Annotated in this window: 16 protein-coding genes; all 16 read left to right on the top strand. The window is 29.3% G+C overall.

What is annotated here, in order from left to right; genetic code table 11:
- Positions 1-146: 146 nt before the first annotated feature.
- The 16 genes from fusA to JYG23_RS08130 all read left to right on the top strand — a co-directional run bounded on the left by fusA (position 147) and on the right by JYG23_RS08130 (position 18,785).
- On the top strand, positions 147-2,216 hold the full coding sequence (fusA, locus tag JYG23_RS08200) for an elongation factor G (protein ID WP_207235132.1): 2,070 nt from the start codon (positions 147-149) through the stop codon (positions 2,214-2,216).
- 1,310 nt (positions 2,217-3,526) lie between these two features.
- Positions 3,527-4,534 (top strand): site-specific tyrosine recombinase/integron integrase, encoded by a 1,008-nt coding sequence (xerA, locus tag JYG23_RS08195; protein ID WP_207235131.1) that lies wholly within the window; start codon positions 3,527-3,529, stop codon positions 4,532-4,534.
- A 225-nt stretch (positions 4,535-4,759) separates the two neighbouring features.
- On the top strand, positions 4,760-5,467 hold the full coding sequence (locus JYG23_RS08190) for an HAD-IA family hydrolase (RefSeq protein WP_207235130.1): 708 nt from the start codon (positions 4,760-4,762) through the stop codon (positions 5,465-5,467).
- 254 nt (positions 5,468-5,721) lie between these two features.
- The gene (locus JYG23_RS08185; RefSeq protein ID WP_207235129.1) at positions 5,722-6,195 is read left to right on the top strand and encodes a hypothetical protein; all 474 of its coding nucleotides are present in this window, start codon (positions 5,722-5,724) and stop codon (positions 6,193-6,195) included.
- 369 nt (positions 6,196-6,564) lie between these two features.
- On the top strand, positions 6,565-8,181 hold the full coding sequence (locus tag JYG23_RS08180; RefSeq protein ID WP_207235128.1) for an AAA family ATPase: 1,617 nt from the start codon (positions 6,565-6,567) through the stop codon (positions 8,179-8,181).
- 124 nt (positions 8,182-8,305) lie between these two features.
- Positions 8,306-9,808: an IS21 family transposase gene (gene istA, locus JYG23_RS08175; RefSeq protein WP_207235127.1), complete on the top strand. Its 1,503-nt coding sequence runs from the start codon at positions 8,306-8,308 to the stop codon at positions 9,806-9,808.
- Complete coding sequence (gene istB, locus JYG23_RS08170; protein WP_242631547.1) at positions 9,798-10,523, top strand: IS21-like element helper ATPase IstB; 726 nt, start codon at positions 9,798-9,800, stop codon at positions 10,521-10,523. The genes istA and istB overlap by 11 nt, the downstream gene beginning before the upstream one ends.
- A gap of 25 nt (positions 10,524-10,548) precedes the next feature.
- Positions 10,549-11,181: an AAA family ATPase gene (locus tag JYG23_RS08165; RefSeq protein ID WP_207235126.1), complete on the top strand. Its 633-nt coding sequence runs from the start codon at positions 10,549-10,551 to the stop codon at positions 11,179-11,181.
- Positions 11,182-11,522: 341 nt separating this feature from the next.
- Complete coding sequence (locus tag JYG23_RS08160; protein ID WP_207235125.1) at positions 11,523-12,881, top strand: potassium channel family protein; 1,359 nt, start codon at positions 11,523-11,525, stop codon at positions 12,879-12,881.
- 434 nt (positions 12,882-13,315) lie between these two features.
- Complete coding sequence (locus JYG23_RS15040; protein ID WP_256440231.1) at positions 13,316-13,441, top strand: hypothetical protein; 126 nt, start codon at positions 13,316-13,318, stop codon at positions 13,439-13,441.
- Between the two features lie 30 nt (positions 13,442-13,471).
- Positions 13,472-14,041 carry a GNAT family N-acetyltransferase gene (locus tag JYG23_RS08155; RefSeq protein WP_207235124.1) on the top strand — a complete coding sequence of 190 codons (570 nt, stop codon included), beginning with the start codon at positions 13,472-13,474 and terminating at the stop codon, positions 14,039-14,041.
- Positions 14,042-14,310: 269 nt separating this feature from the next.
- Positions 14,311-14,784, top strand: coding sequence for a hypothetical protein (locus JYG23_RS08150; protein ID WP_207235123.1), 474 nt, complete (start codon positions 14,311-14,313; stop codon positions 14,782-14,784).
- Between the two features lie 359 nt (positions 14,785-15,143).
- A complete protein-coding gene (locus JYG23_RS08145) occupies positions 15,144-16,130 on the top strand; it encodes a hypothetical protein (protein ID WP_207235122.1) in 987 nt (328 codons plus the stop codon).
- Between the two features lie 230 nt (positions 16,131-16,360).
- On the top strand, positions 16,361-17,026 hold the full coding sequence (locus JYG23_RS08140; RefSeq protein ID WP_207235121.1) for a carboxypeptidase-like regulatory domain-containing protein: 666 nt from the start codon (positions 16,361-16,363) through the stop codon (positions 17,024-17,026).
- Positions 17,027-17,326: 300 nt separating this feature from the next.
- Positions 17,327-17,794, top strand: a complete 468-nt coding sequence (locus tag JYG23_RS08135; RefSeq protein WP_207235120.1) for an NUDIX hydrolase — start codon at positions 17,327-17,329, stop codon at positions 17,792-17,794.
- A gap of 382 nt (positions 17,795-18,176) precedes the next feature.
- Positions 18,177-18,785: a histidine phosphatase family protein gene (locus tag JYG23_RS08130; RefSeq protein ID WP_207235119.1), complete on the top strand. Its 609-nt coding sequence runs from the start codon at positions 18,177-18,179 to the stop codon at positions 18,783-18,785.
- Positions 18,786-18,875 lie beyond the last annotated feature (90 nt).

Genomic DNA, 18,875 nt, shown 5'->3' with positions numbered 1-18,875 from the left:
TTATACAATGATATTATTCGACAATATAAAAATCATTTAACTTTTTTTTTACATATTGATGATAACGTTTTCTAAAAATACTTGAAGTTTATGAAATGTTATTATAAAATAAATAAAAGCATAAATAAAATAGGAGGAACATTTTGATGAAAACTTACAGTACTGACAAGATTAGAAATGTGGCATTACTTGGACATGGAGGATGTGGTAAAACAACTTTAATGGAATCACTTTTATACATGACTAAAGCTACAAATAGAATGGGTAAGGTTGAAGAAGGAAATACTGTTTCTGATTATGACAAAGAAGAAAAGGACAGACAATTTTCTATAGGAACATCAGTTATACCAATAGAGTATTACGATACTAAAATAAATTTCTTTGACACACCTGGTTATTTCGATTTTGTAGGAGAAGTATACAGTGCATTGAGAGTATGTAGTGGTGCTGTTTTAATTGTTGATGCGACTTCAGGAGTTCAAGTGGGGACTGAAAAGGTTTGGAAATATGCAGAAGACAGGAAGATCCCAAGGGTAATATTACTAGATAAGCTTGATAAAGAAGACGTTAGTTATGATAAGATACTAGAACAATTAAGAGAAAAGTTTGGTAAAAAAGTTGTTCCATTTTCTGTTCCAATAGGGGAACAAACAAGTTTTTGTGGATATGTTGATGTTATTTCAGCTGAAGGATATATATTCAATGGTAAAGAGTGTGTAAAGGGTGAAGTACCTAAATATGCAGTAGCAAAATCACAAGAATTAAAAGATATGCTTATGGAGTCAGTGGCTGAAACTGATGAAGAAATGATGGAAAAATATTTTGCAGGAGAAGCTTTTAGTGATGAAGAAATTCACGATGGTTTAAGAAAAGCTATATTGTCGGGAGAAATTGTTCCAATAATTGTAGCATCTGCACAAAAAACTATTGGTGTTAGAGAATTAATAAAAATGGTTATAGAGTATTTGCCAAGTGTTGAAGATTTAAGCGAAGTAACTGGACATAACGATGAGGTTACTGAAAAGAGAAAAGTAGATTCTTCTGATCCACTCTCTGCATACGTTTTCAAGACTATAGTTGATCCATTTGTTGGTAAAATTAACTTGTTTAAAGTGTATTCAGGAACACTAAAAAAAGATATGGAAATATATAATGCAAGTACAAGACAGTCTGAAAGAGTTGGTTCGGTATTCTTTTTAAGAGGTAGGGAACAAATAGAAGCAAGCGAAATAACTGCTGGAGATATAGGAGCTGTCTCTAAGTTGCAACATTTTAAAACCGGAGATACTATATCATTAAAATCAAACCCTATTGTGTTTGATTCTGTTAAATTACCTAAGCCATCATTGTTTATGGCAGCATCTGTTAAGTCTAAAGATATGGAAGAAAAAGTTGGAATAGGACTTAATAGGTTAGCTGAAGAAGACCAATCATTTAGCCATGAAAGAAACATTGAAACTAAGGAATTAGTATTAGGTGGTCAGGGCAATATGCATTTGGAAGTAATTAAAAATAAACTTAAGAATTTATTTAAAGTTGAAATAGAATTGACAAGTCCAAAGGTTGCATACAGAGAAACAATAAAAAGCAAATCAGATGTTCAAGGGAAACATAAAAAGCAATCTGGTGGGGCTGGTCAATATGGTGATGTTCATATTAGATTTGAACCTTCAAATCAAGAATTTGAATTTGCAGAAGAAATATTTGGTGGTAGTGTACCGCGTAACTATATTCCTGCTGTTGAGAAAGGTTTAAGAGATTGTTTAGACAAAGGTGTTTTAGCTGGATGTAAAGTTGTTAATGTTAAAGCTGTATTGTATGATGGATCATATCATGATGTTGACTCAAACGAGATGGCGTTTAAAATTGCTGCTTCATTAGCGTTTAAAAAAGGTATGAAGGAAGCTAAGCCAGTGCTTTTAGAGCCAATTGCAAAGGTTGAAATAGAAATACCTGATGAATATATGGGCGATGTTATGGGGGATATGAATAAACGTCGTGGAAGAATATTAGGTATGGATCCAACAAACTACGGTACTCAAATAATTCATGCAGAGGCACCGCAAGCTGAGATGTACACATATGCAATTGATTTGAGAAGTATGACTCATGCGAGGGGAAGTTTTGAGATGGAATTCTTAAGATATGATGAGATGCCAATGAATATGGCGGAAAAAGTTATTCATGCGTATAAAGAAACTCATGGGGGAGAATAAAAAGAGTTTGTTTATATTTCTGGGGGGAAGATGAATAGCTTTTCATAGATTAGTGAAGACATGGTTTTTATTATAAAAATTATGGCGAAGGAGGTTTCTTGCTTTTTAGCAAGAAGCTTTCTTTTTTTGTTAAGGCTAGGCGTTGGGGTTATTCTATGGATAGGTTTATAGTATTGTTGTAGATAGTCTTTGTGGGCTTGTTATAGATATATCTATAGTATTGTTGTAGCTAGTTACTAAGGTCTTGTTACAGCTAGTATCTTTGGTCTTTCTACAGCTAGTCTTTGCAAGAACTGATATGTCATACTTTGGTGTTCTTTAAAAAAGGAAAGAATAATTTGCTTTCTTCAGCTATGTTGCGTATTGAGAATTGTAACTGTAGCTCCACTCGCATAAGCCAAATACGTGGATAAGTTTTTTAGCAAGACTAATTGGCTTAAAACGCTCGTTTTGCTTTGTACAATTCTTTGCAATGCTCCACAGTGCTTTGAAAGCAAGATTATTCTTTTTTCTTCTAAGTTAGCCTTGCGGAAGTCGATTTTATTTTGGTGGGGTTAGTCTTTGTAAGTTTTGTTATAGCTAGCTTTTTTGTCTTGATGTAGCTAGTCTTTGTAAGACCTTATATGTCATCCTTTGGTGTCCTCAAAAAAAGGAAAGAATAATTTGCTTTCTTCAGCTATGTTGCGCATTGAGAATTGTAATTGCAGCGCTACTCGCATAAGCCAAATACGTGGGATGAGTTTTTAAGCAAGACTAGTTGGCTTAAAACGCTCGTTTTGCTTTGTACAATTCTTAGCAATGCTCCACAATGCTTTGAAAGCAAGATTATTCTTTTTTCTTCTAAGTCAGCCTTGCGTAAGTCGATTTTATTTTGGTAGGGTTAGTTTTTGTAAGTTTTGTTATAGCTAGTTTTTTTGTCTTGATATAGCTAGTCTTTGAAAGAAATTATAGGTCATTCTTTGGGGGCCTTTAAAAAAGGAAAGAATAATTTTCCTTTTTTCAGCTATGTTACGCATTGAGAATTGTAACTGTAGCTCCACTCGCATAAGCCAAATACGTGGATAAGTTTTTTAGCAAGACTAATTGGCTTAAAACGAAAAACTATTGCATAATTTGTATTAAAATGTTACAATAACCCCAAATATATACAAAAGTGTGTAGTGAGGATATTTGAAATATTTTGTGTATTTTAATGGTAAAATTATACTCATTTTTAATTTAGGTATTTTGAAAAAATGCTGTTCATTATATGTTAAACATAATATTAAATTAATTATACCATATACTTAGAATATATGAGGAGTGTTGATATGAAGATATTTTGCACAGAAGAGGGTGATCGGCTACAATTAAAGTTTAAATATGATGAAAAAATAGTACAAGTTGTTAGGAATATCAAAGGTAGAAAATATAATTCATATGATAGAACGTGGACTGTACCTAATAATATTATTAACCGTAATTTAATTAATAATGAGTTTGAGGTATGTGTAGACTCTTTTGATCAATTACTGTCAATAAAGGGATATAGTAATTCAACTAAAAAAGCGTATAAAGCTCACATAAAAAGATTTAAGGAGTTCTTAAATAAAGATCTTAATGAAGTAACAGTAGAAGATATTAAGAATTACATGTATTATTTAATGAATATTAAGGACAATTCAAACTCATATACTACTCAAGCATATAGTGCAATAAAACTGTATTGTAATTATATACTTAATAAGAATATTGAATTTAAAAACTTTCCAAGACCTAAAACTGTAAAACCATTACCTAAAGTATTAAGTGAAGAAGATGTAACTAAAATATTAAATTCGGTTACAAATCAAAAACATAGAACTATATTATATGTAGTATATTCTAGTGGTTTAAGAGTAAGCGAAGTGGTTAGTCTTAAAGTTTCAGATATAGATAGCAACAGAATGACTATATTTGTAAAAGATAGTAAAGGTAATAAAGATAGATATACAATTTTAGCACAGGAAACATTAAATGAACTTAGAAGATATTTTAAGTTATACAGACCTAAAGATTGGCTTTTTCCAGGTGCAGATAAATCTGAGCATCTATCAGTTCGCTCAGTCCAAAAAATATTTAAAAAAGCTTGTATAAAAGCTAATATAAATAAAAATGTAGGAATTTATTCATTAAGACATTCTTTTGCAACTCATTTACTAGAATATGGTACAGATATACGATACATACAAGAATTACTAGGACATTCTAGTACAAAAACAACTCAAATATACACTCACGTAACAAATAAGGACCTAAAGAAAATAGTAAGTCCGATAGACAGAATAGCAAAGAAATAAGTATAAAAAATAAGGATAAAAAATAAGTATAAAAAATAAGTATAAAAATATATAAATTACGAAACTTTCATACGTAATAAACATAATATGAACCACTTTAGCGAACCATTGGGTCGTGAAAGGAGTAGTTATAGGAAATATCCATTATTGTAGTGTTATTTTTGGGGTCTTTTTAAGAAATTGTTTGAATATTTTTAATATAGATATAATGAAGGGGAAAATAAAATGAGTATTAAAGGTATTTTGATTGATTCTGGTAGAGTGTTAAATGGACCAAGAACTGGTCATTGGTTTATTACACCAAATTTTTTTAGTAAGGTAGATAAAAAAATATTTAATCAATTAACAAAAAAAGTAAATAAAGCTTTTTCAAAAGCTGGGGATTATATGTCTAAGCAGTTACTAATAAAAACAGAAGAAGATGAATATTATCATTTCCTTAAATATTATAAAATTTTCTTTGAAAATTTACCAGAACTTAATTTGAATAATGAAGATATAGAATATATAGCAAAGGATTTAGTATATAACTATGACAAATATCAATTTTTTGATGATGTTTACGATGTTTTACCAATTTTAAATAATAAATATAGATTAGCAGTAGTATCGGATGCATGGCCATCATTAGAGAATGTTTATATTAAAGCGGGGTTCAGAGACTACTTTTCATCTTTTGTTATATCATCTTTGATAGGAGTAACTAAACCAAATCAATTAATGTATGAAACTGCATTAAATGAATTAAATATATTACCAGAAGAAGCTATTTTTGTTGATGACAGCATTACAAATTGTGATGGAGCAAAAAAATTGGGAATTAAAACTTACCTTATATGTAGAGAATTAAGGGATTATATATATCATAAACTTACATGTAGAGACCATATTGTAGTAAGAAATTTACATAGTATTTTAAAAAAGTATAAATAATTAATATTTAAAGTAGATGTTATGCAGTCAACGGAAACTCCCTATAACAACGTGTTCACGCAAGGATCTTAGTAGGAACGTTCAAGTGGGAAAGTCGGACCACATCCCTTCACCGGGTGCGAGCACCGCCAAGATTGTCTAGCTATGGTGTCCGGTTCAGTGACGTCGTGAACACAAGACCGTTATATGCAAGAATAAATGGCATATAATTATAGACTATAATTAAAGAATTGATGTTATTTGGAGGTATAAAAATGGGAAAAGTAGATTCAAAATGGAACAAAATATCAAAGAGAACAATGAAGTGGCATATGTTTGTGGGGTTTCCTTTAAAACAAATAATACCAATTCAATTATTTTTACTGGTTGTCTTAGAATTTATAAATAAATATATTAATGAGAACATAAAATTATTTATTGTTCAATCAATCATAAAATTAATAGTAGCTTATTTATTAGGAATAGTAATAGGAAGGTTAGAATGGTCATATTTAGAAAAATTAAATGAACGTAAATTTTGTGATATTAAGAATATAAGGAAAAGTTTTATATCTATTTATGGAATATTATTCTGGGGCTTAAATACAATGATAGCTATAATATCACCTTTTTTTGAAAGTACAATAGCAATTATAACTCAAATTATTATATGGCCTTTGGCAGGTTTGGTATGGGGAATAATTATGTGGTGTATATATGGTAGTGGATTTGAAAAATATATTAACTAATAAGTATATAAAATTCTAATTATTTAGTAGTTATTATTATTTGATTAATAGTAAAATTTAGATAGAGAATAATCATAAAAGAAATATTTTTTAGTAATAAGTAGTTTGAGTGAGTAATTAGGGCCGCCATTGATTCCAGCATATAACAATATGTTCACGTTCATTCGGGTAGGAACGTGAACTCTAGGGACGAGCCCTCATACATTCCCCAACTAACCGAGTCGGCAGCCCTCAAACCTAAGATAAGAGTTATCTAAGGTTTGAGAACTACCTGTAACGTTGGGAAACGTCGTGAACACAAGACCGTTAGGCGAAATGCTTAATATCTAGTTCAAACTATGTGAGATAAATTAAAGGAGAACAATTAATATGATTAAAAAAATTAAATTGAGTAAAACAGCATGTTACTCCAATGAAACTGAAATTAATCCAGTTAAGATAAATTATATATATGGTAGTAATGGCTCTGGTAAAACTACAATATCAAAAGTAATTGCAGATGAAAGTTATTATACAGGATGTAATATTGATTGGAGTCCAAATAAAGTTGAAGCATTAGTTTATAATAGGGATTTTGTTTCTCAAAATTTTACTCAAAGCTCAGAAATTAAAGGTATTTTTACTTTAGGGAAAAACACAAAAGATGCAAAAGAATTAATAGAGAATAAAACTTTAGAACTTAAAAATGTTAATAAAGAAGTAGAAAGTTATAAAAAATCTATTAAAAAATTAGAAGAAGAAATACAAGAATGTGAAAATGAAATGATTAAAAAATGTTGGGGTATTAAGAAAAAATATGAGGATGTCTTTAAAAATTCATTTACAGGTTTCATAGGAAGAAAAGTAGATTTTTTTCATAAATGTTTTGATAAAATAGATGATAGTGTAGAATTATTGACTTTTGAAAATTTATATAAGATGAGTGACAATTTATTTAATAAAGAATTAGAATTAAAAAAATTGGAAGAGGAACTTGATTTTAGAAAACTTATTGAGTTAGAAAATGATAAGAAATTAAAGCAAGTGATTGTAGGTAAACAAGATATAGAAATAGGAGATTTAATAAATAAACTAAATAATAGTGATTGGGTTAGAAAAGGTATTACATATTTAAAGAATAGTGAAAGTAAGTGTCCTTTCTGTCAACATAGCGTCGACACAAATGAATTAAATAGTTTTTTTGAACAGTATTTTGATGAAACTTATGAACTTCAGTGTAAGCAATTAGTTACTTTTAAAGAAACATACCAAACTTGTGTAAACCAAATAATAGAGTATATAAAGAAATTTATTTTAATAAATGATAATAAGGAAATTAAAAGTATTTTAAAGATTATTGAAGAAAAATATAAAAATAATATAAATAAAATAGATGAAAAGATTAGTAATCCAAGTGTTCTAATTGAATTAGAATCATTAGGAGAAGGTTGTAAAGAATTTAACTTAATAGTAAAACAAATTAATGAAAAAATTGTAAAAAATAATGAATTATTTAATAATTTAAACAATGAGAAATTAAAACTTACCTCACAGGTTTGGAAGTTTATAAACAATGAATTGAAAAGTGATATAGAAAGCTATAATAAAAAAATATCTGGAAAGAAAACTGGAATATTATCGATAAAATCTAAGCAGAAACAATTAGATGAAAAGAGTAAAGAAATTTCAAGCGAAATAAAAAGTAAAGAATCTGAAATAACTAGTGTTACTCACACTGTTAATGAGATTAATAATATATTATTACTTAACGGTTTTACAAGTTTTAAACTAAGAGAATCATCAGAAATAGGATATTATCAAATTGTTAGAGAAGATGGTTCAAATGCTAAAGAGACACTTAGTGAAGGAGAATATAGATTTATTACGTTTTTATATTATTATCAGTTAATTAAAGGTAGTACAGAGTCTTCAGGGCAAACTAGAGAAAAAGTAGTAGTTATCGACGACCCAATTTGTAGTTTAGATAGTAATGTGTTTATGGCATAATAAAAGTACACAGTATAGCCGCCTAAAAATGCATAGTATAAAATGTTAAAAAAAGACACTTGCTAACAACCAAACAATCCGTTATCGTTATGTTTGATAAGAACTAACGAAGGAGAACGAAAGGATGTTAAAAGTGCCTCAACAAGATTATATCAAATATTTAAGAGAATTTGAAGACCTAAATATTAACCAAATTAAAGAAAAGCTAAATATTAATTGGAGAACAGCAAAAAAATATGCTGATAAAGATAATTGGAATGAGCCAATAAAAAAGAGAACAAAAAAATCACCAGTAATGGAACCATACAAAGAAATAGTTGATACATGGTTAAATGAAGATAAATTAGTACCTAAAAAGCAAAGGCATACAGCGAAAGCAATATATAATAGATTATGTAATGAACATGGATTTAAAGGTGGATATAGAACAGTATGTGCCTATGTAGAAAAAACTAAAGCATTAATGAAAATTGAAAGTTCACCGTCATATGAAAGGCTTGAACATGAACCAGGAGAAGCACAGGTTGATTTTTACACAATGCAAGTTAGTAAGGAAGCAAATTTTGTCGATGTAAAAGTATTGGTATTAAGCTATCCATATAGCAATAATGCTTTTGTACAACCAGTTCCATCAGAAAACCAAGAGTGTTTTTTAGAAGGATTAAAAAAGCTATTTAAGAAATCAGGTGGTGTGCCTCAGTCAATATGGTTTGATAATTTATCAGCAGCAGTAGTAAAAATACAAAAAGGTGATGAAAGAATATTAACCGATAGCTTTTTAAGATTTAAAAGTCATTATGGCTTTAAATCAATATTTTGCAATGCAGCAGCTGGAAATGAAAAAGGAAATGTAGAGAATAAATGTGGATATGTAAGACGAAATTTTTGTGTTCCAATACCAATATTTAAAAGCTTTGAAACATTGGAAAATGAACTTGATAAGAGAACTAAAAAAGATATGCAACGTGTACATTACGCAAAAGATCAAAAGATACATGAATTATGGGAAGAAGATAAAAAGAATTTAAAAAAGTTACCAGATACAGAATATGAAATATATAGATTAGAAAGTAAAACTGTTAATAAATACGGTGAAATCAAGGTAGATAATACAGATATAAAGATATTTGGAGTCAATATAGGTACAAGCCTTCCTGTAAAGGTTACATGGGACAAAATAGATATATTAGACACAAAATATAACATGATTACATCAATACCAAGACCATATACAGATAAAATCCATGAGGTTCCATGGATAGAAGTATTTAAAGGATATAGTAAAAAGCCAAGAAGTGTAATACATTCACAATTTACAAAGATGTTACCAAAAGAACTAAAAGAATATATAAGCATAGAAAATTTAGATGTTCGAAAAGAAAGAATATCAGCCTGTATTAATTGGTTAAATGTATACAATATCAAGGACATATCAGTATGTATAGGACAATATAATCATAACAATAGTATTTCAACGATAACCGCTGCTTTATACGATAATTCTGAACATAGTGGAATTTACAAAAGTGATATAAATGAAAATTACACTCCAAAGGATATAAAAGAATCATCAATAAATTTATGCAAATATAATAAATTATCACATGGAGGTGTAAGTGTTGAATAATGAAGCAATAAAGGATATATGTAAACAGTTAAAAATAGCATATATAGATGATTTAATTGAAACTAGTACAACTAAGCAAAAAGAATATATTTATGAGGTTTTAAATGCTGAAATAGAAGGCAGAAAAAGAGCTAAACTTAGCAAATTATTAAAAACATCAAATATTCCTCAAATTAAAACATTTGAAGGATATAAATTTGACGAAATAATCTTTCCATCAACATGTAACAAAGAAAGATTAATATCATTAGAATGGATAAAAAATAAGGAAAACATAGTTTTAATGGGTAACGTAGGAACTGGTAAAACACATATGGCTACGGCCTTATCAATAGAGGCTTGCAGGAAAGGACTAAATGTACAATTTTTTAGGGTTTCTGAACTCGTTGAAACTTTAGTATATAAATATAATCAGGGTAACATACGTCAATTTAGAAACAGATTGAAGAAAAATGAATTGTTAATTTTAGATGAAGTTGGGTATGTACCATTTGATAAAATAGGATCAGAATTATTGTTTAATGTAATATCAGAATGTTATGAAAAGCAAAGTATAATTGTAACTACAAACCTTGAGTTTGGTCAATGGTCATCGGTTTTTGGAGATACAAAACTTACTGCTGCCTTGATTGATAGACTTGTGCATCATGCGAGCATTGTTTCTTTCCCAGGTGAAAGCAACAGGCTTGCACAAGCACTAACTAATCAAAAATAATATATAAATTTGTAGCAAGTGCACTATGCAAAAAAAAGAAGCTACATTGTGTATTTTTTACTTGCAAAACACAAGTAATGTTCTATTTACAGTTAGTACTTTAGTTAAAAATATAATAAAGGATTGTTTAGGTAATTTAAACGGAATAAAACAAATTTTAATATTGACACACAATGTATATTTCTACAAAGAGATTACTTATAGAGGTAGTAGAGAAAATAAATCAAATGATGAAACCTATTGGATAATAAAGAAAAAGGATGGAGTGTCAAATATCGAGCAATTTGAAGAAAATCCTATAAAGACTACATATGAGCTATTATGGAAAGATGTGTTTGATAGCTATTCAGATGGGAGAGTTACAGTTTTTAATACTATGAGAAGGATATTGGAATATTACTTCAATATAATAGGATGTTTAAATTATGAGAAATTAGTTGATGAATTTGATGGCGAGGAAAAAATAATTTGCAAATCTTTATTGTCTTGCATTAATGATAGTTCACATGACGTTTATGATGATTTTATTTTGTGTAATGAGACAGATACTATAAATAGTTATATCAATATGTTTAAATTGATATTTGATAAAACTGGTCATATCGAACACTATAATATGATGGAAAATAATTATAAAAAACAACCATTACCAATATAATTTAGAGCACGTACTAAGGTCATAAGCACTGCGCCTAACAATATGTTCACGCAAGGGTCTTAGTAGTAACGTTCAAGGGAGCAAGTCAGACCACATCCCTTCACCGGGTGTGACCACCGCCAGGACGGTCTAGTCAAGTAAGTCCGGTTCAGCGACGTCGTGAACACAGAGGCGTTAAGTGCAATTGGATTATTCATTACGGGGTATTCCTTTTGGTCTTTGTAAATAGTATAATAGGAATGTAGGAAAGTTCCAAACTAAAAATGTAAGAAATATTGCATTTTAGAATGACTATGGATGCTTTACAGAGAATAACATTTAGAATAGGAGAATAACCATAAATGGAATCAAATAAATCAATTGAAGAAATCTTTGGAGATAGATTGGAACCATATAGTACAATTTACTCAGACAAAACATTTTCTAAACCGATTTTAAAACATACTTTTAATAACATACGATATAGTAAATGTAGTTATAAGGATATGTTCATTCAACATGTTAAATATATTGATTGTAAATTTGAGTATTGTTCTTTTGATAAAGTTATATTTAAGAATGTAAGCTTCAAGAATTGTATTTTTTATGTATGTGATTTTAATTCGGTACTTTTAAATTGTGAATTTCTATCATCTAGTTTTTTTGAAATAGAAGTAACTAATGATTACCCCTTCTCAGGTTTAGATTCAGATGATTTTGATGAAGATTCAAATATTATTAAACCGGAGATTGAGAAGCGTGGTGATATAAAAAATCTTAAAATAATAGATTCAGAAATGTTAGCAGTTGAATTCAATAATATTAATTTAAGAGACTCTTTGTTTGAAAGGGTGTCTTTTCAAATGGTAAGTTTTAAGAATAAAACTCGCTTAACAAATGCAAAGTTTATTAAGCCATATGATTATTTTGACATTAGTTTTGATAATTCGGATTTTACAACTTTGTCTGCAGTTTTAAACGAATTTACAGTCTTTCCAAGTTTAAAGCAAATCAAAAAGGTTAAAAATTTATCCAATATAATAGAATATATAGAATACATTAAAGAATTTCTAAGAGATAAAATTTTAAATGATTTTATGAGGGAACAAGAAAGATACAAAACACCAAGATGGTTCAATGAGTTGTACATAGTAGAGAAGATAAGAGATCTTAAAATAGCTATAAATTTACTTAACGAAGAAACGATTTCTGATTATAAGAGTAACGCTGAAACATATTTCTCAATAGCTAATCAGTTTAAATTGAATGGGTTAGAATCAGAATATGGTGAACATTATTTTATTGCTAAAAAGTTAAGACATAAGATTTTAAAGGGATTCAAGAAGTTTTCATCTTTCTTAGCTAGTATTTCTTGTGGGTACGGAGAGAAGTGGTGGAATGGTTTAATAACTTCCTTAATATTTATTGTTTCGAGTTCGATTGTTTATATGTTAGATGGTCTAAAAGTATCAGATATATATACTATTGAGTATCATCTACCCACAAGTATTGGACAGATACTTGAAACAGATTGGGGAGTATTTATTTCTGACTTTTGGGATTGTCTCTATTTCTCTATGATGACTTTTACAACAGTTGGGTATGGGAATATGGAAGCAGTAGGTATAGGTTCAGAATTAGTTAGTTTTGCTCAAATGTTCATAGGAGTAATACTAATAGCAATAACAACAGGAAGTTTGCTTAGAAGGTTATTTCGGTAGGAGTATATTATATGATTTTCTAGAATGATAAAAACTCTGTATTTTAGAAAATTACATATTGGTATAGGCTAATCTGGTAAAGTTATAATACTTATGTGAGGTTTTAATGCTGAATAATCCAACAGCACCTAACAATATGTTACAGCTACGGGTGCCCGTAAGAGCGCCAGCTGGCTAATGAGAAAGTTAAAATGGTCAATCCAGCTAGGGGAGAGTCAGCACCACATTCCTCAGCTAACCGAGTCGGTGCCCTGCAACCTAAGATAGGAGTTATCTAAGGTCGCAGAATACCTGTAACGCTGAGAAACGTCAGTAACAAAGGGGCGTTATGTGAAAAGGTTATATCATTTCAGAGAATGAATTTAGAGTAAATATTTAATGTGACTTTAAAGGTTACGAATTAATAAAAATTTATTTGTAATATAGGAGTATATATGGATAGAAAAGAAATGCTGCAAAAGGTATATAACCAACTAGCAGTAGATTATAATTGTGAACCAGAAGATTTTTTAAAAGATGATTTAATATTTACAGAAGCAAAAGAATTAAAAGGTAGATGACCATTTCCATTTAGAAATCCTCGATTAGAAATGATTACATTTGGAAATGGTGTTGTTATTAATGCTACATCTAATATTTTACCTTTATTACGTGACAAACTTCAAGGAAAAACAAGATATGAAGTATTAAATATGCCATTTGTATATGGTATTAATCCATACTATCTTCCTAATTTAAATAGTATTTATTTGCTTCACAAGAGTGATAGTTTTCTATTTGAGTTTGTGGAAAAGGATGATATATCAAAACTTTATCAACATAAAGGATTCAACTATGCATTACAGTATGATCTTAATAGTTTTCACACAGAACATTTAGCAGTAATAGCAAAGTATGAAAATGAAATAGTTGGTATTGCAAGTGCTGTAGCTGAATGTGATGATTTATGGCAGATTAATGTTGATGTTTTACCTTCATATAGAGGAAATAGTATTGCAACTACAATGGTAAATATGTTAACTATTGAAGTTTTAAATCGTGGAAAAATACCATATTATAATACAGATAGTGGAAATGTTATTTCTCAACGTGTTGCAGTAAAATCGGGATATATTCCAACGTGGTCACATAGTTACAGAACAAGGTTGGATTTGTTATAGATAGCCTTTGTAGAGTGATATAACCTAAACACATAACAATATGTTCACACAAGGGACTTAGCGGGAGCGTTCAAGGAAGAAAGTCAGACCACATCACTTCACCGGGTGTAACCACCGCCAAGACGGTCTAGCTTTTTGTCCGGTTCAGCGACGTCGTGAACACAAGAACGTTATATGCAATTGAAAACTCATACCAGAGTATTTCTATGAGGATATACTAAATTTATAGAATAAAAATGTAGTACGCAAAACGAAAGGAGATGTTTAGATTGAAAATAATGAAATATGTATTATACATTTTATTGATAAGTGTATTAGTTACTGGTTGTAGTGTAATTGATAAAGAAATTAAGATAGAAAGTATAGCTAACCATAAAGAAATTAAAGAAGATTTAGAGTATGGAAACATAAAGATGGAATTTGAATTATTAGATGGTGAAGATATAAGAAGTTTTGTAGTTAAAAAGAATAAATCGTATAAATTTGATATTGAATATATTATTACAGAAGGTACATTAACATTAGAATTTAGAGATTCTAAAAACAATAAGCTAGAAGAAATAGTAATAACAGAAGAAGAATATAAAAGCGAACTTGAAAAACTAAAGAAAGAAAATCCAGAGTCTGGGAATACTCAAATATATACTTTTGGAACTACCTTAAACTTAAAAAGTAGTGATAACCAGATGAAAATTGTTTTAAAAGGGGAAAACGCTAAAGGTAAAATTAATATAGAATGGTAAAGAACATATAAAATGATTTGATAAAAGTTGCTGAAGTTTTTTAGTGTGAGTTTTCAACTACATATAACAATATGTTCACGCTTCGGGTGCTAGAGGGAACGTCAGCTGGATAGCTAGTCAAAGTAGACAAGCCAGCAAGGGGAAAGTCAGCACCACATTCCCCAGCTAACCGAGTCGGCGCCCTGCAACCCAAGATAGGAGTTATCTAGGGTCGCAGAACACCTGTAACGCTGGGAAACGTCGTGAACACAAGACCGTTATCTGAAAGATGGTGCTATAAATAGTAATCCAAGGTAGGTCATTTATAAATTATTATTTAAAGAAATTCTTATTGAATGAGGTGTAAAATGCATTACTATATGAAAAAGTTAATATATTATTTTATGCAATTTAAGAGAGAAGACGAAACTACAGAATTTTATAGTTTAAAACACAATACAGACTTATGTCCAAGAATTAAAGTTAAAATAGATGATATTGTAAGTAAATATAACAAATATAGAACTATAACTTATGATATTCAAGGTTTTAAAGATGAAGGAACTGATGTTGTTGTTAGACTAAGTTACAAAAATAATACTAAATACATCTGTTTTCAAATAAAATCAAACGATGATTTAAAAGATGCTAACTATTTACCTAAAATAAAAGCGCAGGCATTAGATACACAAAATAGCTATGGTAGTAATTTATTAGATTATTATATTTTAGTATGCTGTGATCTTACTAGTAATAATGTAAAGAAGTCAAATATGAATAAATTAAGACAAATAGAAGCAGCTTTCAATAAGGTAGAAAATATTCATGTTATAGAACCTTCATATGTAATGGGTTTTCTAAAGATTAGTTCATTACAAATGGATGTAGCTATAAAAAATAAGATGTCTAATGAAGATATAATAATAAAAAATGCTATAGATATAGTAATTGATTTAACCCCAACTGAAAGAGCACTTTTATACTATTTATCATATCAATATATTTTTAAAGGAAATGAAATCATTATGATTGAAGATATTTATTACAATAATTTCATTTGCGAAACTTATATTAAGGTAAAGGATTATAGTAGACAATGGTTCTTTATTGATGACAATAAATATAATAAGTCTAGTTATAAAGATAAAAAAAGAAAAACAAAACAAAGAATTATTGAAGATTTAGATTTTTTATCAAACGATTACATAGATTTATTAGAAAATAATTCGGTTGTATTAAACATAAATTTAGTTTTGCCAATAATATCTTTGATTTTAGATGGTAGTATTAGATATGACTATGACGAAAGTGAGACATTGAATTATTTAATGATATTATTAGGTGGTATGAAAGGTTATGATATTTAATTAAATATAAATTATTATAGTATAGTCTATGAAGTTTAGCACCATCCTTCATATAACAACATGTTCACGCAAGGGTGCCTAGATGTAATACCAATTAAGCCAGTCAGCACCACATTTTATCATCACTTAAGGGACAACCACTGTATGCCTGATGCTAAAACGTCGTGAACACAAGACCGTTATATGAAAAATGTATGGAATAAATTTAGGAGAATTAAGAGGTAGTAAATATGAATAAAGAAGATGTAAAATTAAGTGGCATTATTACTGATAAAAATAAAGTTCCTTTAGAAAATGCTGATGTTTTTTTAATGAATTCTAATTTTGAAGATATATGTAAAACAAAAACAGATCAATATGGGAAATATACAATAATAGTTGAAAAAGGATTAGATTATTTATTAGCAATTGTAAAAGATTATTCAGTTAAATTTCTAGAATATTGGGTGTGGAATTTACCGTTATTAGAAGATGTAGAGATAAATGCTTGTATTGATGGATTAGAAGTTTATGCAATAAATGTTTTTCGAATACAAGGTGCTTTTCCAGCACTAACAGTATACTTTAGACCAATGAGTTTACATAGAGCAAAAAATAAACAAGAAAATGATAAACTAAAACAAAGAAATCTAAATGATATTAGTCCTAAATTAGTAAAAAGTGATATTGATGTATTTATTGATAATGAGAAGGTAGAAGTATATGAAATTAATAAAGTAAATGAGTATACTGGACTAGAAGAAGGATATCATCAAAGTATGTGTGGTTATTTAATGCAGATTCAAATGCCCAAAAACTTTGATAAAACAAAGTATTTTAAAATTGATATAAAGATAAGAGACACGGAAACGGATGAGTATGGAGAGGGTACGGTATTTTGGAAATTATGTAACTAAAAAAAGAAATAAGCCAATCTATGTGGGAACCATACATTCATCATATAACAACATGTTCGCGCAAGGGTGCTTAGGGAAACGTTAATAAGGAAAGTCAGCACCACATTCCCCAGATAACCGAGTCGGCGCGCTGCAACCTAAGATAAGAGCTATCTAAGGTTGCAGAACACCTGTAACGCTGGGAAACGTCGTGAACACAGAACCGTTATATGAAACAAACGCTTTTTGGTAGTTTTGGCTAAGTAAGAGGGTCATTTATTTATATATCTATGAATTTAAAAAAGGAAAGGAATGATGAAAATGTCAGATTATATAGCAGACTTAAGAAAAATAGTAGGACATATACCATTAATTCTTAGTACGGCTGGAGCTATAGTTCTTGATGAAAGTGATAGAATTTTATTGCAGCATAGAAGTGATAATGATATGTGGGGATTGCCAGGTGGAACAGTTGAAATTGGAGAGACAGTTGAAGAAACCGCAAAACGAGAAGTTAAAGAAGAAACAGGTATTATTATAGAAGATCTTAAATTATTTAATATATATTCTGGAAGTAATCAGCATTATATATATCCTAATGGGGATGAAGTTTATTTTATATGTATAGCATATTATACTAGAAATTTTACTGGTAAATTATTAACACATGAAATAGAAACAAAAGATATTAAGTTTTTTGATGTAAATAATTTACCTAAAAATATAAGTCCATCTAATATAAGTATTATAGAAGATTTGAAATTTAAATTAGATAATAAATTACTTTAGATATTATTATGGCTTGAATATATTGAAATTAGAGTTTTTCTATTATATATGGAAAGGTTACTTTAATTCTATAAAAAATATTTGCGTTTGAATCATATAACAACATGTTCACGCTTCGGGTCAAGAGGGAAAGTCAGCGAGTGGAACGTCAGGAAAGTAAGTCACGCAGTGGTCTAGCCAGACCACATCCCTTCACCGGGTGTGACCACCGCAAAGACGGTCTAGCTAAAGATGTCCGGTTCAGCGACGTCGTGAACACAGGGGCGTTATCTGAAAGAACAATATAATTTCAGAGAATTAATATTAATAGCAATTTGATAGTACAACAGCTACATAAACAGTAATAAATGTTATGTAGAAAATTTAATATGAGGAGATGCATATGAAAAAAATTATTACGGTGCAACACACACAATCAATACATCATACAAACGGTATGGTTGGTTCATGGACAGATTGGGAATTATCAGAATTAGGAGTAAAACAAGCACATAAAATAGGTGAAAATTTAAAAGAAGAATTAAAAAATCAGAAAATTAAAATGTATTCATCAGACTTAACTAGGGCAAAGCAAACAGCTGAAATAGTTGGACAACACATAGAAGTAACTCCTATATTAAAAAAGGAATTAAGAGAGAGAAACCTAGGGAAATGTTGTGGCAAATCTGTAAAATGGTTAAAAGAAAATGTAGAAGTACAAGAAAAGACTGTTGATGATAGGTTATTTTCAGACGCAGAAAGTCGTAGAGATGAATGGAACAGATTAGAACCTTTCTTTACAGAAATTATGCAAAGTGAAGATGAAGTAATAATCATTGTATCGCATGGAGATTTATTAAGTGTATTTAACACGATGTTTTTGGGATTGGAAATTGAAGTGCTAAATAAAGCTGAAGTATTTGGTTTAGCAGGTGGAGTTTCGTATTTAATATTAAATGATTCAGGAAAAAGGTTAATAAGAAAGATGAGCGATATGTCTTATATAAAATAAAATTATGATGAATAAGATAGAGAATTAAGGTACGTGAATAAATAGTAAAGATTTATATTGACCTACAGATAACAATATGTTACAGCTACG

The organism is Sedimentibacter sp. zth1, assembly GCF_017352195.1.
Taxonomy (GTDB): Bacteria; Bacillota; Clostridia; order Tissierellales; family Sedimentibacteraceae; genus UBA1535.
Note: the sequence above shows the minus strand (reverse complement) of the source record. Positions and strands in the feature narration are given on the sequence as shown.

Coding starts and splice junctions, on each gene's coding strand:
- JYG23_RS08135 (WP_207235120.1), top strand. CDS start 17,327: ATGTCAGATTATATAGCAGACTTAAGAAAAATAGTAGGACATATACCA.
- JYG23_RS08130 (WP_207235119.1), top strand. CDS start 18,177: ATGAAAAAAATTATTACGGTGCAACACACACAATCAATACATCATACA.
- JYG23_RS08160 (WP_207235125.1), top strand. CDS start 11,523: ATGGAATCAAATAAATCAATTGAAGAAATCTTTGGAGATAGATTGGAA.
- JYG23_RS08145 (WP_207235122.1), top strand. CDS start 15,144: ATGAAAAAGTTAATATATTATTTTATGCAATTTAAGAGAGAAGACGAA.
- JYG23_RS08190 (WP_207235130.1), top strand. CDS start 4,760: ATGAGTATTAAAGGTATTTTGATTGATTCTGGTAGAGTGTTAAATGGA.
- JYG23_RS08165 (WP_207235126.1), top strand. CDS start 10,549: ATGCAAAAAAAAGAAGCTACATTGTGTATTTTTTACTTGCAAAACACA.
- xerA (WP_207235131.1), top strand. CDS start 3,527: ATGAAGATATTTTGCACAGAAGAGGGTGATCGGCTACAATTAAAGTTT.
- fusA (WP_207235132.1), top strand. CDS start 147: ATGAAAACTTACAGTACTGACAAGATTAGAAATGTGGCATTACTTGGA.
- JYG23_RS08140 (WP_207235121.1), top strand. CDS start 16,361: ATGAATAAAGAAGATGTAAAATTAAGTGGCATTATTACTGATAAAAAT.
- JYG23_RS15040 (WP_256440231.1), top strand. CDS start 13,316: ATGGATAGAAAAGAAATGCTGCAAAAGGTATATAACCAACTAGCAGTA.
- JYG23_RS08155 (WP_207235124.1), top strand. CDS start 13,472: ATGATTACATTTGGAAATGGTGTTGTTATTAATGCTACATCTAATATT.
- JYG23_RS08180 (WP_207235128.1), top strand. CDS start 6,565: ATGATTAAAAAAATTAAATTGAGTAAAACAGCATGTTACTCCAATGAA.
- istA (WP_207235127.1), top strand. CDS start 8,306: ATGTTAAAAGTGCCTCAACAAGATTATATCAAATATTTAAGAGAATTT.
- JYG23_RS08185 (WP_207235129.1), top strand. CDS start 5,722: ATGGGAAAAGTAGATTCAAAATGGAACAAAATATCAAAGAGAACAATG.